The sequence below is a fragment of the Clostridium sp. YIM B02506 genome, assembly GCF_022324845.1.
Lineage (GTDB): Bacteria > Bacillota > Clostridia > Clostridiales > Clostridiaceae > Clostridium_T > Clostridium_T intestinale.
In genome coordinates this window covers 51,741-69,189 of sequence record NZ_JAKGTG010000024.1, presented here as the reverse complement: position 1 = coordinate 69,189, position 17,449 = coordinate 51,741, and the positions used below count along the sequence as shown (strand labels likewise).

The 17,449-nt window shown below is 30.1% G+C and carries 15 protein-coding genes; 13 read left to right on the top strand and 2 right to left on the bottom strand.

Annotation, left to right across the window (positions count from 1 at the left end):
* Positions 1 to 114: 114 nt before the first annotated feature.
* Together guaD and L1S49_RS16585 are read right to left on the bottom strand one after the other, a co-directional pair.
* A complete protein-coding gene (gene guaD, locus L1S49_RS16590; protein ID WP_238906515.1) occupies positions 115 to 1,401 on the bottom strand; it encodes a guanine deaminase in 1,287 nt (428 codons plus the stop codon).
* A gap of 145 nt (positions 1,402 to 1,546) precedes the next feature.
* Positions 1,547 to 2,359, bottom strand: a complete 813-nt coding sequence (locus L1S49_RS16585) for a metal ABC transporter permease (RefSeq protein WP_238906513.1) — start codon at positions 2,357 to 2,359, stop codon at positions 1,547 to 1,549.
* Between the two features lie 151 nt (positions 2,360 to 2,510).
* Here L1S49_RS16585 and L1S49_RS16580 point away from each other — a divergent pair, with 151 nt between their 5' ends.
* From L1S49_RS16580 to L1S49_RS16520, 13 genes are all read left to right on the top strand, one after another.
* Positions 2,511 to 3,449 (top strand): metal ABC transporter substrate-binding protein, encoded by a 939-nt coding sequence (locus L1S49_RS16580; RefSeq protein ID WP_238906511.1) that lies wholly within the window; start codon positions 2,511 to 2,513, stop codon positions 3,447 to 3,449.
* A gap of 276 nt (positions 3,450 to 3,725) precedes the next feature.
* Positions 3,726 to 4,553: a PRD domain-containing protein gene (locus L1S49_RS16575; protein WP_238906509.1), complete on the top strand. Its 828-nt coding sequence runs from the start codon at positions 3,726 to 3,728 to the stop codon at positions 4,551 to 4,553.
* Between the two features lie 202 nt (positions 4,554 to 4,755).
* Positions 4,756 to 6,714, top strand: a complete 1,959-nt coding sequence (locus L1S49_RS16570) for a glucose PTS transporter subunit IIA (RefSeq protein ID WP_238906523.1) — start codon at positions 4,756 to 4,758, stop codon at positions 6,712 to 6,714.
* Positions 6,715 to 6,853: 139 nt separating this feature from the next.
* A complete protein-coding gene (locus L1S49_RS16565; protein ID WP_238906507.1) occupies positions 6,854 to 7,606 on the top strand; it encodes an ABC transporter ATP-binding protein in 753 nt (250 codons plus the stop codon).
* A complete protein-coding gene (locus L1S49_RS16560; RefSeq protein WP_238906505.1) occupies positions 7,606 to 8,430 on the top strand; it encodes an ABC transporter permease subunit in 825 nt (274 codons plus the stop codon). The genes L1S49_RS16565 and L1S49_RS16560 overlap by 1 nt, the downstream gene beginning before the upstream one ends.
* 12 nt (positions 8,431 to 8,442) lie before the next feature.
* Positions 8,443 to 9,216, top strand: coding sequence for a hypothetical protein (locus tag L1S49_RS16555; protein WP_238906503.1), 774 nt, complete (start codon positions 8,443 to 8,445; stop codon positions 9,214 to 9,216).
* A gap of 18 nt (positions 9,217 to 9,234) precedes the next feature.
* Positions 9,235 to 9,930: a response regulator transcription factor gene (locus tag L1S49_RS16550; protein ID WP_238906501.1), complete on the top strand. Its 696-nt coding sequence runs from the start codon at positions 9,235 to 9,237 to the stop codon at positions 9,928 to 9,930.
* Entirely contained in the window at positions 9,927 to 11,348 is a 1,422-nt protein-coding gene (locus L1S49_RS16545; protein ID WP_238906499.1) for a HAMP domain-containing sensor histidine kinase, read from the top strand. Before L1S49_RS16550 ends, L1S49_RS16545 begins: the two co-directional genes overlap by 4 nt.
* Positions 11,349 to 11,542: 194 nt before the next feature.
* Positions 11,543 to 12,334 carry a MurR/RpiR family transcriptional regulator gene (locus tag L1S49_RS16540; RefSeq protein ID WP_238906521.1) on the top strand — a complete coding sequence of 264 codons (792 nt, stop codon included), beginning with the start codon at positions 11,543 to 11,545 and terminating at the stop codon, positions 12,332 to 12,334.
* Positions 12,335 to 12,579: 245 nt separating this feature from the next.
* Positions 12,580 to 14,157 carry an alpha-glucoside-specific PTS transporter subunit IIBC gene (locus L1S49_RS16535; RefSeq protein ID WP_238906497.1) on the top strand — a complete coding sequence of 526 codons (1,578 nt, stop codon included), beginning with the start codon at positions 12,580 to 12,582 and terminating at the stop codon, positions 14,155 to 14,157.
* Between the two features lie 58 nt (positions 14,158 to 14,215).
* On the top strand, positions 14,216 to 15,544 hold the full coding sequence (locus L1S49_RS16530; protein ID WP_238906495.1) for a 6-phospho-alpha-glucosidase: 1,329 nt from the start codon (positions 14,216 to 14,218) through the stop codon (positions 15,542 to 15,544).
* Between the two features lie 103 nt (positions 15,545 to 15,647).
* Positions 15,648 to 16,136 (top strand): PTS glucose transporter subunit IIA, encoded by a 489-nt coding sequence (locus L1S49_RS16525; RefSeq protein ID WP_238906493.1) that lies wholly within the window; start codon positions 15,648 to 15,650, stop codon positions 16,134 to 16,136.
* A 40-nt stretch (positions 16,137 to 16,176) separates the two neighbouring features.
* The gene (locus L1S49_RS16520) at positions 16,177 to 17,331 is read left to right on the top strand and encodes an MFS transporter (RefSeq protein ID WP_238906491.1); all 1,155 of its coding nucleotides are present in this window, start codon (positions 16,177 to 16,179) and stop codon (positions 17,329 to 17,331) included.
* Positions 17,332 to 17,449 lie beyond the last annotated feature (118 nt).

Here is a 17,449-nt window from a genome sequence, read left to right as displayed (position 1 = left end):
TATCTTATATTCCGGTAGATATCCTCTGCATAAATTATCAAATATGTTCAATGACTAACTTAATGACATTGCTCCTTGGAGTTGCTGATTTTTATGGTAGAACCATGAGGTTTATCAAATCATTAAAATTCGAGATTCATCAATTAAGTTACCGCATATATATCTATGAAGGATATTTCTATCATCACCAATATATATAAATCTCTCTAATCTTTCTTCTAAAGTATAGTTATCATGATTTAAGTCACTGTCATCTATAACTAAAGCATCAAATTCGTATCCTTTTTCAAAGCTACCAACATTTCCAAAGAAACTTCCGCCACCCTTAGTAGCTAGATAAAAAGCTTCTGAGTTAGATAAAAAATCTATTTTTTTATCAGAGTTTGCCCAAAATAGTTTCGAAACCTCAATAGCATATACCATGGTTTTAAAAATAGAAGATGTATGCCCACCACTTATATCTGAACCAAGGGCTACAGAAATACCTTTATCTAGAAACTTTCTAATCGGCATCATACCACTTCCAACATTTAAATTAGAACTTGGACAGTGTACAGCCATTACATTATTATTTTTCATTAACTCAAGTTCTTCCTCAGTTGAAAAACTACAATGAGCCATTAATGTAGGTTTTTGTCCAAAGAGCTTAAAGTCATTGTAAACTTCTCCGTAGTAGTTTGAATTAGGATATAAATCTTGTACCCAACTAATTTCTCCTTTATTTTCAGAAAGATGAGATTGTACAGGTGCATCATATTTTTCACTTAAATCTCCAAGTCCAGACATGAGTTCAGAACTGCAAGTTGGAACAAATCTTGGAGTTATTATTGGTTTTACAAGCTGTGATTTACTATATCTATCTAATAGTTCTTCTGTATCTTTAAGAGAATTTTCTAAACTTTCTATAAGAAAGTCTGGTGAGTTTCTATCCATGTTAACTTTGCCAACTAAAGCACCAAGTCCTGATTTTGTAAGCATGTCTATTAATAGAGCGGAAGCTTCTTTGTGAATAGTTGCGTATAGAGCTATTCTAGTAGTTCCTTGTCTCCATATTTCTTTTATAAATCTTCCATACATTTTTTTTGCATACTCTAAGTCTTTGTATTTAGATTCTTCAGGAAAAGTATAATCATTAAGCCAAGGTATTAATTCTTTATCCATAGCCATACCTAAGTTTCTGAATTGTGGTGCATGGCAGTGAAGATCATTCATTCCTGGAATTATTAATTTATCTCCATAGTCTATTACATCCTGAGATGAATATTTTTCAGGAAGATTTTCATAAACGCCCTCAACTTTTCCATCTATAACAACTATATAGCCCTTATTATAAATTTTAAATTCTTTTGGTACTTTAGTAAAAATAACATTGCCTTGATAAATTTTAATATTATTATTCATGTTTATCATCGCCCCCAAGTTATATCATATTTTTCAATTAGAAATATGATAACACTTATAGGAAAATAATTCTATTAAGAAAATAAAATAGCTCTTTAAGGATAAATTATATTCATCCTTAAAGAGCTGTTTACAATTAGCATATCTAAGCAGTTTTATGAGATACTGCTGAGAATGCTATTTTAAATAAAATTACGAGTATAAGCATTCCAACAGAAACTAAAGATATAACTCCACCAGCTGCACAATTTGCATAATAGGAGATTATAAGTCCAGAAAGAATATCTACAACACTTATAATTACTGATAAAAACAAAGTTTTCTTAAAGCCTTGATTAAATTGAAGAGCTGTAGCAACAGGAAGAGCTATCATTGAAGTAAGTACTAAAACCCCAACAACTCTTATAGATACTGATACTGTTGCAGCAACTAGTAGTGAAAAAATAAAATTAATAAACTTTACTTTAATTCCAGCTACTTGAGCGCCTTCTTCGTCAAAAGTTGTATAAAGTAGCTTATCAAAGAAAAATATAAGTACTAATATTGTAATTAAACTTAAAATCCCAACGGTTATTAAGTCTTGAGTTGAAACTGTTAGGATACTACCAAAAAGATAGGAGTTAACATTAGATTTAATTTTACCAGAACTCATTATAGTTATGGCTATACCAACACTTAGAGATAAAACTATAACTAATATTACTTCTGCATATTTTTTATAATAGTTCTTAAGTACTTCTATTAATACCGCACAAACTGAGGTAAAGGCAAAAGCGCTTAATAACGGATTGAATCCGAAAAGAACCCCTATAGATACACCTGCCAAAGAACTGTGAGCAAGGGTATCCCCTATCATTGAATGTCTTTTTAAGACTAAGAATATCCCTATACAAGGGCATAGTATTGATATTAATAATGAAATCATCATTGCATTTTGCATAAAACTGTATTGAAGCATTTGGTCCTCCTGAGACTAAAGTTATTACTAACAAAAAAATATATTAATGGAAATTACTTAAAAAAATCATATTGACAAGCAACTGTCCATAAGTATATTATAAGTGTAAATGCAAATGGATTGCAACAAATAATTTTTAAGGAGAGGGAAAATGAATAAAAAGTTTTTATCTGCCATGGTTTTGGCATTAAGTGTTTCTATATTAGGAGGATGTGCTACCAAAACTAATAAAGAAGACGACAGTAATAAAGAAAAGAAAGTTCAAGTTGTAGTTTCTTTTAACCCACTAAAGGAGTTTGTGGAAGCAGTAGGAAAAGATAAGGTTGATGTGAAAACAGTAATTCCAGAAGGAACTGAACCACATGATTTTGAACCAAAAGCAAAAGATATGGAAGGAATAAATAAAGCAGATATCTTTGTTTACAATGGATTAGGAATGGAAGAATGGGTAGAAAAAACCTTGGAATCCATAGACAATAAGAACTTAAACGTAGTAGTAGCATCCGATAACATAAATCCAATTAAGAACACTGATGAACATGAAGATGAAGAAGAGCATGAAGAGGAAGGACATGAACATGGAGAATTTGATCCACATACATGGTTAAGCCTTCAAAGTGCTAAGATAGAAGCAGAAAACATAAAAAATGCTTTAGTTAAAGTTGATGAAACTAATAAAGATTTTTATGAAGCTAACTATACAGAGTTTGCAGCTGAACTAGATACTCTTTATAATGACTATAAGACGAAGTTTGACTCAGTTTCTAACAAAGTATTTGTAACTGGTCATGCTGCTTTTGGATACTTGTGTAGAGATTTTGGATTAGAGCAAAACAGTGTTGAAGATGTTTTTGCAGAAGGTGAACCAACTCCACAAAAATTAGAAAAACTTATAGAGTACTCAAAGACTCATAAAGTAAAAACTATATTTATGGAAGAGCTTGCAAGCCCTAAAGTTTCTGAAACCCTTGCAAAAGAGGTTGGAGCAAATGTAGAAAAGATATACACAATTGAGAGTAAAGAAGACAACAAAAATTATATTGAGAGTATGAGAGATAATTTAGAAAAGATTTATAAAAGTCTTAAATAGAGAAAATAAAGTGTCAGAAGTCTAATTAATAGATTTCTGACACTAAGTTTTTTGTAAAATAATTTAAAATAAATTGTTGATAATAAATAGAAGCTAGTATAAAATAATTGTACATTAACTGGGGAGAAAAAATTTAAGGAATCTAATGAAGTTTTGCAAACTTCTACAGAATAGAAGTGCAAATCATTTAGTTAAGGAATTTAATGAAACTCCTGAGAAGAAGAGTTTCTACAGAGCAGAAGTGCAAATCGTTTTTTAGTAATACTGGGAGGAATCATGGGAAGTTATATAATAAAAAAAGTATTAAATAACAATGTTGTAATTGCTGAAAAAGATAAAGAAGAGTTCGTCTTAGTAGGTAATGCAATAGGTTTTAATACTAATAAAGGTAAAAAGATTGAAGACAATAGAATAGAGAATATTTTTGTAAAGCAATCTGAAAAGCATAAGGAAAACTTTAATAAGGTATTAGAGAATGTTAGTAGTGAAATCATAGGTATTTCCGAAGAGATAATATCCTTATGTGAAAAAGAATTAAATGTGAAATTAAGTGAAGCCATACATGTTTCTCTCCCAGATCATATTAACTTTGCAATTAGAAGAGTTTCAGAAGGTATAAATATCGAAAATCCTTTTTTAAGTGAGCTGGAAGCTTTATATCCTAGAGAGTATAGATTAGCAGAAACCTCATTAAATATGATAAATAGAGATATTAAAGTGAAGCTACCTAAAGGAGAAATTGGTTTTATATGTATGCATATAAAAGCTGCTATGGGCAATCAAAATGTTAGTGATACTTTAGCATATACTAGGAAAATAGGAGAAGTTATGGAGTTTTTATATAAGCTTTTAAATAAGCCTGTTGATAGGGGAACTTTAAGTTATGTAAGAACTATAACTCATCTGAATTTTATGATTGAAAGAGTAATTAAGAAAAAATACATTAAAAATGAACTGCTTGACAACATAAAAAAAGAATACTATAATCAATACGATATTGCAATTAAGGTTGCTATGAAAATTGAAAACATATTTTCTTTAAAGGTGCCAGAAGATGAAATCGGATATATGGCACTCCATATAAATAGGATTAAAGAAATGTAATTAGTGTTACTATTAAATTAGGCACGAATTAAGAAATATAACTACAAGTATAGTTATGTTTCTTAGTTCGTGTTTTTTTGTTTTGGTATTAATTCTGTAAAAATAGGAATAATACAGAATTATATATAAATATTAATAATTTTTAGGAGGTATTATTTTGAAAAAACTTTTTTCAGTTCTTCAAAAAATAGGTAAATCATTGATGTTACCAGTATCAGTTTTACCAGCAGCTGGACTTTTATTAAGATTTGGACAGCCGGACTTATTAAACATTCCTTACATGGCTCAAGCAGGAGATGCTATATTTACTAATCTTCCAATGATATTTGCAGTTGGAGTTGCTATAGGATTTTCAGGTGGAGAAGCAGTAGCTGCATTAGCATCAGTTGTTGGTCAGCTTATACTTCAAGCAATTATAAAGGTTGCAAGTGCAGACGCAGCTTTAGCATTAGCTACAAAAACTGCTTCGGAGCAAGGTGTGTCATTAGATGCATTTATGCAAACTGCCGCATATGCTGATATAGTTTCTAAAACAAATATCAACATGGGTGTTTTTGGTGGAATCATAATCGGTTTAATTGCAGGTGTTTTATACAACAAGTTCCATGATATTAAGTTACCACAAGTTTTAGGTTTCTTTGGTGGAAAGAGATTTGTTCCAATAATCACATCTCTTGCAGCTTTAATTTTTGCAGCTGTTGGTGTTCAAATATGGGCTCCTATACAAGATGGAATTAACGTATTCTCTCAATGGGCAAGTTCATCAGTATTTGGTCCTGCATTATACGCAGCAGGTAAGAGACTTCTTATTCCAGTTGGTTTACACCACATGTATTATCCAACATTCCTTTATCAAGTTGGAGAATATGTATCTAATGGAGTAACTTACTTTGGTGATACAGCTAGATACTTCCATGGAGATCCAACTGCCGGAATATTTATGGCATCTGAATATCCAGTTTTAATGTTTGGTCTTCCAGGAGCAGCTGTAGCTATGATAGCAGCAGCTAAGAAGGAAAACAGAAAAAAAGTATCTGGTATGATGATATCAGCAGCTTTAGTTGCTTTCTTAACAGGAATTACTGAACCAATAGAGTTTTCATTTATATTCGTTGCACCGATACTTTTTGTATTCCACGTTGCAGCAGCTTTCTTATCAGGTATAATAACTAGTTTATTACAAATAAGACTTGGATACACTTTTTCAGCATCATTTATTGACTATTTATTGGGACTTAAGTTTGCTGGACACCCTGTTCTTATATGGCTTGTAGGTATAGCTTATTTTGCATTATACTTCTTCGTATTCTACTTTGTAATAAAAGCTACTAATGCTAAAACTCCAGGTAGAGAAGATGAAAGTAGTGAAGATATAGCACCTCTTAACTTCAAAGGAAGTGAAAGAGCAGCTAAGGTTTTAGAAGCTATAGGTGGAAAAGATAACATAGAAGTTTTAGATGCATGTATAACAAGACTAAGACTTACTTTAAAAGATCCAGCGGCAGTTGATCAAGGTACATTAAAAGCTTTAGGTGCTGCAGGTGTTTTAGTTGCTGGAAGCAATGTTCAAGCAATATTTGGAACAGAAGCAGAAAAGATTAAAGATGATATTAAAGCAATAATAGCAAATGGTGGATATGTTTCACAAAAAGCTGAAACTAAAGCTGAAAAGGTTGAAGAAGTTGAAGCAAAACCAGCAGTTAATGCAGTTGCTGAATTACTTAATCCGATTGATGGTAAAGCAGTTGAATTATCAGAAGTTCCAGATGAAGTTTTTGCAGGAAAAATGCTTGGTGATGGATATGCAGTTGTACCATCAGACAACAAAGTATATGCTCCAGCAGACGGAGAAATCAAGGTTCTTTTCCCAACTAAACATGCAATAGCAATAGAAACGCCAGAAGCTTTAGAAGTATTAGTTCATGTAGGTATTGATACTGTAAGCTTAAATGGAGAAGGTTTCATAGCACATGTAAATCAAGGGGATAAAGTTAAAAAAGGAGATTTATTACTAACATTTGATAATGAGCTTATCAAAGAAAAAGCAAAAAGTAATATAACTCCAGTAATCATAACTAACATGAATCTAGTAACAGACATAAAATTAGATTTAGGAAATAAAAATCATGGGGATAAGGTAGCAACAGTACATATCAACTAGATTTGATAGAGGTCCATCAAAGTAAATTATGCTTTGATGGGCCTTTTTTGATGGAAATATTAGAAAACCTTATAAAATCTTTAAAAATTAACTTTATTCTTATTTTAAAGAAAAAATAAGAATAAAGGTGGTATTTATTTTGAGTAATACAAAGTTATGTGTAAAGAATCTTAATAAAAATATTGGAAGAAGAAAGATAATTCAAGATTTATCATTTGAAGTAAATGAAGGAGATATCTGCGGATTTTTAGGCCCTAATGGAGCAGGAAAAACAACTACAATAAGGATGATAACAGGTCTTATAAAGCCAACTAGTGGAGAAATCACTATATCAGGAAAAAATATAGTGAATTATAGGGGAGAAGCTTTAGAAAACTTAGGAGCAATAGTAGAGAGTTCTATATTTTTCCCTTATATGTCAGGAAGAAAAAATCTTCAAAACCTAGCTAGACTCAATAAAGGAATGGAAAGAAAAAAGCAGTTAGACAAGGTTGAAGAGGTTTTAGAAATTGTTGGTTTAAAAGATAGAGCTAAGGATAAGGTTAAAACATATTCATTGGGGATGAAACAAAGACTTGGAATTGCACAGGCTCTTTTAAATGATCCAGAGATAGTAATATTAGATGAACCTGCAAATGGTCTAGATCCAATGGGAATGAAAGAACTTAGAGAACTTATTATTATGCTTAAGGAAACAAAAGGAATAACCTTTTTTATATCTAGTCATTTATTAGATGAGCTTCAACAAGTTTGTAATAAGTTAGTACTAATAAAAGAAGGTGTATTAATTTGGACAGGGACTACAGAAGAATTAATTAAGGAATCAAGTAATAGTGGAAGATTGGAAGATGCATTTATAAATATAATGACAAGAAATGAGAGGATTATTTAATGAAAAACTTATTTGTATGTGAATTTGAAAGGATATGGAGTAAAAAAAGTACTTGGCTTTTGTTTTTCTTAATTCCTTTTGTAATCTTTGCTTCAGGAAAATACTATTTATCACATAATATTGCAGTGGATCTAGCTAGCGCAGAATTTACTTCATTTGGTAACTTTCCAGCAGCTACAATACAAGAGCAACTTATGACTTTTTTTAACGCTTCAGCACTTTTAATTGTAGCTTTAGCTATAACAGAAGAATATAGAACTGGAGAAATAAGAATGGTGTTAATTAGGTGTAAATCTTTTGGACAGCTATTTATTTGTAAGGTTTTAGCTATATTTACTACTATATTTATGATGCTTATTACTTATTTTATATGTAGTTTAGTTATTGGATATTTTCTTATGCCTCGGGTAGATAATATAAGGATATTTTATTATGAGGGTTTTTTCACCATATCTCAAAGTTTTATATATGCACTTAAATATTATAGTTATTCATTTATAACTCTTTTAGCTTTTGCCTCAGTGGGAATTTTTATTGGAATTATTAGTAGAAGTATAACAACAGCTATTGGATCGGGCATAGGATTTTTGTTGTTTTCACTTATTTATCCACAGTTAGTATATATATTTAGTTCCATAAAGGGTTTGGGAACTATGAAGATTCAATTATTATCTATCACCCATATTCAACATATGGGAATAGCAATGGCATTAGGCGAAAGGGCTATGTTTTTTAGATGGAGCACGTTAATCTTATTGATTTATATAGCTGTGTTTATAACAACATCTTATATGATATTTACAAGAAGTGATAAGAATATTTAGGAGGAGAGAATTATGAAGAATTTAGTAATTAGCGAATTAGAAAGAGTTTGGAGTAGAGGCAAAACTAAAGGGCTACTGATTTTATTTATAGCTTTAACAATTTTATGGGGAGTTTTTATGAAACAGTCAGATATGGGGTTTTATGATCCTGATACTATCATGAAACTTAATTCTCTAAATTTTGGAGTTTTTATTGTTAGAGATATTCATCCACTATTAGTTTTTGTTGTATTACCTATGCTTTATGTGGATTGTTTTAATGGGGAGCATAGTTTAGGATATTATAGAAATGTAATGATTAGACCCTATAAGAAGTGGCAGTTTATGGTTTCTAAAATAATTACTCAAATAATAGTTACATTTATAGTTGTTGTTATCATGTTTGTACTAACAACTATTTTAGGAAATTTATTTTTTGATAAAGTTGATAGTACAGAGTTCTTTAAAGTATCAGGAAACTTCAGTTTTCTTGGAGCCTTCATATATAGAGCAAAGTATTATTTTGTTGAATTTGTTATATTGATTTCTGTTCTTTCATTAAGTGTCCTTATATGTACGATAATACCTAATGTAGTTTTAGCATTTATGAGTATAGTAGGATTTTTTATTGGGGGAATATATGTATTAGGAGATGATTTCTTTTTCTTCTTAAGTAGTGGAAAAGATATCTTTGATGTTTTAGGAAATGTACAATCTTATAATTTTTATATAATTATAGTATCATTTATAATAATAGGTATAACTTCAACTTTAACATTATGGAAGAGAAAAGACTTTTTATATTAAATTTAAGAAGGTGATTTTATGCATGGAAGAATACTTATTTGTGATGATGAAAAAGAAATAGTTGATTTCATTGAAGATGCTTTAGTTGATGAAGGATATGAAGTAATAACAGCTTATGATGGAGATATGGCTGTTTCTATGATTAATAAACAACCAGATTTAATTCTTCTAGATATTATGATGCCAGGAAAAGACGGGTATGAGGTTTGCAATAAAATAAGAGATAAAGTAAACTGTCCAATAATATTCTTAAGTGCAAAACAAGAAGAAATGGATAAGTTAAAAGCATTAGCTTTAGGTGGAGATGATTATATAACAAAACCTTTTAGCATAAGAGAGCTTAAGGCAAGAGTATCTGCTCATATAAGAAGAGATAGACGAACTTATCAAGGGGAAAGAAGAAATATTATATATTTTGGAAATTTAAGTATAGATATTTCAAGTAGAGAACTTTATTATGATAATGAGAAAACAGAGGTACGTTTTACAAAAAAAGAGTTTGATATTATAGAACTTCTATGCTTGCATCCTATGCAAGTTTTCTCTAAAGAACAGATATATGAAAAGATTTGGGGATATGATGCTGAAGGTGACTCTTCATCTGTTGCTGAACATGTGAAAAATATAAGAAATAAACTACTTGTAATTAATGAGAACTTAGATTATATCTCTACAGTATGGGGAGTAGGATATAAGTGGGAGAAAAATAAATGATTAAATACCTATCAATTAAAAAGCAGTTTGTTTTATGTTTTGTATTAATAATTTCCGTAAGCTTAATGTTGTCAATTATAACCTATGGCGGATACTTTATAGCTATGAGTAAAAATTTAATTCTTCCAAGTAATTATTATGAAAAAATGGTTCCTGGTATCATAGATTACATAGAGTCGCAAGGAACATCAGTTTTAAATAAAGCTAATCAGCTAGAATTAGAGACTGTGATTCCTAAAAGCGGTATTGAATATATAGTTTTAGATAACGAATATAATACTATATATGGAGATATAGAAAAGATATCACCCAATGAAAGGAAATCACTAGAAGAAAATGAAAGTAGATATATACACGGACAAAATATAAGTGTTTTTGAGTTTATAAAAAAAGATGGAGAGATAAAAGGAGTGGTTTTAATAAGATATTCTTTGAAGGCCACAGCAAAAAATGAAAAGTGGAATTTCTTAGTTCCATCTGATGGAGTTCTTCTATTTTCCCCATTTATATATATAAGTATATGTACATGGATATTTGTAAGAAGGTTTAGCAGAAATATAAATAAACCTATTGATGATTTAATAAATGCAGCTAAGAAGATAAAAAACAAAGATTTAGATTTTCACATGGAATATGAAGCTGATAATGAATTAGGGGAGCTTACTAAAGCTTTTGAAGCTATGAGAGATGAACTTCAAATTTCATTAAATACCCAATGGTTAATAGAGCAGGAAAGAAGTGATATGATAGCTGCAATAGGACATGATTTAAGAACACCCCTTACAGTAATTAAAGGACATATAGAAGTGCTACAAGAAAGTAACCTTGATAATAAGGAAAGATTACACAAATATATAGATACTATAGCTAATAATACCAATAGAGCTATAAAACTAATTGAGGATATGAATATTATATCTAAATTAGAGAGAATAGATTTCAAATTATCACCTAAAGATGTACACTTAGAAAATTTTGTAGAAGAGATAAAAAGTAATTATGAAGTTATATGTAAGAAAAAGAATATAAAATTTTCAGTTGATTATATGGATTTTAATGAAGAGAAATCAAATGTCAAAATAGATGTTTATAGGATAGGTCAGGTTTTAGATAATATAATATCAAATAGTAATAGATTTACGCCAGAAGGTGGGTTTATTAATTTGAAAATCACTAATGATATTGATAAATTATATTTTAAAATAGAAGATAGCGGAATAGGATTCTCCTCGAAAGATAAAAAAAGAATTTTTGAAAAGTTTTATCAAGGTGATGAAAGTAGATCTAAGGAAAAAGGTCATTTTGGATTAGGTATGAATATAGCTAAAATTATAGTTGAAAAGCATGGTGGAGAAATTAAGGTGAAAAACAACGATTATGGTGGAGCTTGTGTTGAATTCTATATTAAAAATTCATAAAATACTATTTAAGAAAAAATTTTTTCCTTTATCTTATATGATTAATTTGTGATACAATTTCTAGAGATAGTGTTAGGAATAAAATAGTAGCTATACAGTTATTAGTTTGTAATTATATTAAGTACAAATAAAAAAACGGAATCTTAGAAATAACGTCTAATTATATATATAAGCGAAGGGAGAAATTTTTGAATATGCGTTTAGAAGAACTGGTAAATAAGCATTATAGCCAATTAAATCAAAATGATATTCATATTTGGAGATACATAGTTAAAAATAAAAAGAGCTGTAGTAATTTAACTATAGAAGAGCTAGCAAGCCATTGTAATGTATCAAGAACAACCATCTTAAGATTTGCTCAGAAGCTTTCATTAAAAGGTTATAGTGAACTAAAAATATATCTTAAATGGGAAACTTCTGAAGAAGTACAGATGGAGACTGAGGCTATTAAAGTTATGTGTGATGGTTATAATAGAGCAATTAATGACCTCGCCAAAAGAGATTTTACTGGAGCTTGTAAATTAATTTATGAAGCTAATAGAGTTTTTGTTTATGGGTCAGGAGATATTCAAATGGCTGTAGCTAAGCAACTAAAGCTTATGTTTCTACATGGGGGAGAATGTTTATATGATATCGAAGGATTATCAGTAGATGAAACATTCTTTAGTTTAGTTAATCCAAATGATTTAGTGATTTTAATATCATTAAACGGTGAATCTAATAAAGTAGTAGAGCTTGCTAAAAAGATGAATCTTCTTAATGTAAAAGTAGTATCTATAACAAAATTAAAAGATAATACATTAGCTAGTTTAAGTGATGAGAATATTTATATAACAACTTCACAAGTAAACTACGATAGCAATTATAGAAGCTTTGAATCCTATACTATTTTATATATTGTGGCTGAAATATTGTTTGTTAGATATGGTTTATATAAAAAGAATAGAAATCTTGAAAAGAATACATTTAAAGACTTTAAGAATTAATTATAAGAAAACAGTTTGGTTATATAAGTTAACTATACTGTTTTCTTTTTTAATCAAATCAATTGATAAAAAATATCAATTATAAAATATTAGCTGTGAAAATTCACAACAAATGTGATAAAACACAGGTTTTGGTGTAGCAGAACTAAAAGAGACCAAGCTATTGAAAACGATATTGTTAATTGTTAGTATAATATTTGTCAAGACGTCTTGTTGATAATGAATAGGGGAGGTTTAGGTTTATTATGATGAAAAAAATTCAACGTTTCGGTGGAGCAATGTTTACTCCAACACTATTATTTGCATTTGCAGGTATAGCTGTAGGGTTCTCAATCTTATTTATGAATCAGGAAGTTATGGGAAGTTTAGCGGACCCTTCAGGTATGTGGTACAAATGTTGGGATGTTGCTGCTTCTGGAGCATGGACAGTATTTATGCAATTGCCGTTATTATTTGTAATCGGATTACCAGTTGCTCTAGCTAAAAAACAAAATGCAAGAGCATGTTTAGAAGCTGTAGTAACATATTTAACTTTTAATTATTTCTTATCAGCAATATTAAAATATTGGGGACCAAACTTTGGGGTTGATATGGAAGCTGCTGTAGGAAGTTCAAGTGGGCTTACTATGATAGCAGGTATTAAAACATTGGATACAGGAATGATAGGCGCACTTATTATATCAGGAATAGTAATTTACATTCACGATAAATATTTTGATAAAGAATTGCCGGAAATGTTAGGTATATTTAGAGGCTCATCATTAGTTGTTATGATAGGATTCTTTGTTATGATTCCACTTGCAGTATTATTTGCGCTTGTATGGCCACAAGTTCAAGTAGGAATGCGTTCAATGCAAGGTTTCTTCGTATCGGCAGGAAGCTTTGGGGTATGGGTATATTCTTTCTTAGAAAGAATATTAATTCCTACAGGATTACATCATTTTGTTTATTCACCATTTGTATATGATAATGCAATTGTTCAAGGAGGTACTGCGGTATATTGGCCAACCCATTTAAGTGAATTTGCTACATCAGCAAGATCATTAAAGGAAATGTATCCTGTTGGATTCTCTTTATCAGGTATGTCTAAGGTATTTGGTTCAATAGGTATTTCTTTAGCTTTCTATAAAACTGCAAAACCAGGAAAGAGAAAGGTAGTTGCAGGGTTAATGGTTCCAGTTGCATTAACAGCAATATTAACAGGTATTACAGAACCAATAGAATTTACATTCTTATTTATAGCACCAGGATTGTTTGTAGTTCACTCACTTTTAGCTGCAACTGTATCTACAGTAGCATTTATGTTTGGAGTTGTTGGAGATTTTGGTGGAGGACTTATTAACTGGTTTGCTTTAAACTGGATACCTCTAGGCAAATATCATTTCAACACTTACTTAGCACAAGTAATAATAGGATTAATATTCTCCGCAATATGGTATTTCATATTTAAGTTCTTAATTGAGAAATTTAATTTAAAAACACCAGGTCGTGAAAGCGATGATGAAGATTCTAAATTATATACTAAGAAAGAATATAAAGAAATGAAAGAGCAGGTTTCTGCAACAGAAGTAACTAAAAAGAATAAAAATACTGTGAAAGCTGAATTATTCTTAGCTGCATTAGGTGGAAAAGAGAATATTCAAGATGTTACTAACTGTGCAACTAGATTAAGGATCACTGTAAAAGATAGTACTAAGATAGCTTCAGATACAGTGTTTAAAGAAGCTGGTGCTCATGGACTTGTGAAAAATGGAGATGCAATTCAAGTAATAGTTGGGTTATCTGTACCAATAGTTAGAGAAGAATTTGAAAATTTATTATAAAGAAAATATTTGAAAAAGTTAGTTTGATTAAATTATTATAATGAAGGAAGGTAGTAAGATGAAAAAGAAGAATTCAGTACTTATCGCAGGAGGCGGAAGTACGTACACACCAGGAATCGTAATGACGTTGTTAGAAAATATGGAGGAATTTCCTGTAAGAAAAATCAAGTTATATGATAATGATAAAGAAAGACAGGAAACTTTAGCTGAAGCTTGTAAAATAATAATAGCAGAAAAGGAACCAGAAGTTGAATTCTTATATACAACAGATCCAGAAGAAGCATTTACAGATGTAGATTTTGTTATGGCTCAGCTAAGAGTTGGAAAGTATGCAATGCGTGAACAAGATGAAAAGATTCCATTAAAATACGATGTAGTAGGTCAAGAAACTTGTGGACCAGGTGGAATTGCTTATGGAATGAGATCAATAGGGCCAGTCATTGAATTAATAGATTATATGGAAAAGTACTCACCAAATGCTTGGCTACTAAACTATTCAAACCCAGCAGCAATTGTAGCAGAAGCAACTAGAAGATTAAGACCTAATTCAAGAATAATTAATATATGTGACATGCCAGTTTGTCTTGAAGAAATAATGGCAAGAGTACTAAAGCTTAATTCAAGAAAAGATATGGAAGTTAGATATTATGGGCTAAATCATTTTGGATGGTGGACAAGTATAAAAGATAAAGATGGAAATGATTTAATGGAAAAGATAAAAGAGCATGTGAGACTTAGAGGTTATACAGAAGATATACCAGCAGGTCAACATAAAGAAGAAAGCTGGCTTGAAGCAATGAGAGCAGCTAAAGAGCTTTTAGAAATAGAACCAGAAACATTACCAAATACTTATTTAAAGTATTATTTAATGGCTGATGATACTGTTGCTCATTCAAACAAAGATTATACAAGAGCAAATGAAGTTATGGATCGTAGAGAAATGCAAATATTTGAGACTTGTAATAAGATTATAAAAGATGGGACTTCAGAAGGTTGCGGAATAAAGTCAAGTGAACATTCAACTTATATAATCGATCTTGCTAAGGCACTTGCTTATAACACTAAAGAAAGAATGTTATTAATAGTTGAGAATAAAGGTGCAATAGAAAACTTTGATAGAACCGCAATGGTTGAAATTCCTTGTATAGTAGGAAAAGATGGTTATGAGCCATTAGTTATGGGTGAAATTCCAACTTTCCAAAAAGGCTTAATGGAGCAACAAGTTGCTTCTGAAAAGTTAACTGTAGAAGCTTGGATTGAAGGATCTTATCAAAAACTATGGCAGGCAATTACAATGTCAAAAACAGTACCAAGCGCTAAAGTTGCAAAATTAATTTTAGATGATTTAATTGAAGCAAATAAAGAATTCTGGCCAACATTAAAATAATATACGAAAATAACATGAGTCATTGATGAGAAAATTCTATGAAATGGAGACACTCATCAATGGCTTAAATATTTAAATGCAGATATGAGAAAAGGAGTAATTTATGTTTAAGTTTTTCAAGAAAGCAAGTCTTAGTGAGATAATTAAAGCCCCTATATCAGGTAAATGCATTCCTTTAGAGGAAGTAAAGGATGAAGTATTTTCTTCAAAGATGATAGGGGATGGTATTGCAATTGATTCAATAGGGGATATAGTTTATGCACCAGCAGATGGAACTATTGCAACAATTGTGAATTCAAAACATGCAGTTGGAATGCAGCTTAATAATGGAGTGGAAATATTAATTCATGTTGGACTTGAGACGGTTGAATTAAAAGGTGAGGGTTTCACTTTGCTTGTAAATGTAGATGATAAAGTTAAAGAAGGAACACCTCTTATTAAAATTGATAGAGCATTTATTGAATCTAAAGGAATGAGCTTAGTAACGCCAGTGATTATTATAGAAAGTGAAAAATATGATATAGATAAATGTGCAATTGGACAAGAAGTGTATGGAGGAAAAAGCTCTGTAATTGAATATAGAATTAAATAAGATTGTAATATATATATATTAGATTTAGGGAGTTAATAAGGTGGAAGATAGAAAACAAAAATATTTATATACAGTATTATATGTATTAACCTATATAGCTTTTTCATTTGCTATGACGCAATTCACACCATTTTTATCAAAGTTAGGATATGACTCAATGCAAAGAGGTATGTTGTTATCATCTTTTGCATTGATGACTATAGTACTACAATTGTTATTTGGCTTTTTATCAGATAAATATCAAACAGTGAAAAAGTTTATGATAGCTGCTTTATTAATATATTCAGTATCATCCTATATGTTTTATACAAAGGAAGTACAGAACTTCATCTTTCATATGATTGCTATTGCAATTAGTGGAGGACTTATTAATACTTGTTGTGGGCTAAGTGATACATGGATACTTGGAAATACTGAATACTTAAGAAGCCGTCTATCATTTATAAAGGCATTTGGATCTATAGGATGGGCAATAGGAAGTATTATATTACCAATAGTTATTTACAGATTTGGGTATATTGGTTTGAGTAATGGGATTTTGATATTATGTATTATCTCGTTAGGATTAATGTATTTTATAAAAGATGTACAAGGGAATGGTAAAGATATAGAAAAAGCAGGACTAGATGATATAAAGGAGTTGATACTTGATAAAAAGTATAACTTATTAGTATTTATTCTTTTCTTGATGTATTGTGTTATTGTAACAAATAATAGCGCAGTTGTAGATAAAATGCTTGTTTTAGGAGCTACGGACTCACAGATAGGTTACAAGTGGTCTATTCAATCTATTATTGAGATTCCAACATACTTATTTGGAGGATATCTTTTAAGAAAGTTTAATCACTATTCTTTATTAAAGATTTCAGCAATTGCATTAACAGTTCAGTTTTTATTATTTGGATTTAGCAGTAGTGTAATAGGAATTATTGTATTAAGTTTATTTCAAGTTCTTACAACACCGTTATTATTGATTTCATCAAAAAATTTAATATTTGAATTAACTAATGATAAGATGAAATCAACAGGACAACTATATGCATTAAGTATTTTTACAGGACTCTCTTCACTTTTAATACCAACTTGTGCAGGAGCAATAACAAGATATTTTAGTGCAAACATAACACTGTTTATGGCCGCTTCTTTATCAGCTATAGCTTTCTTATTAATTAATATTTTAAAGAGGATGAACTGAATGTTTACGAATTCTCTATCTTATATAAAAGTATAAGGTAGAGAATTTTTATGTGTTTTAAAGATAGAGTATCAAATGGACATGCTGTATTTTAAAATTGCAACTATTTTATGATATA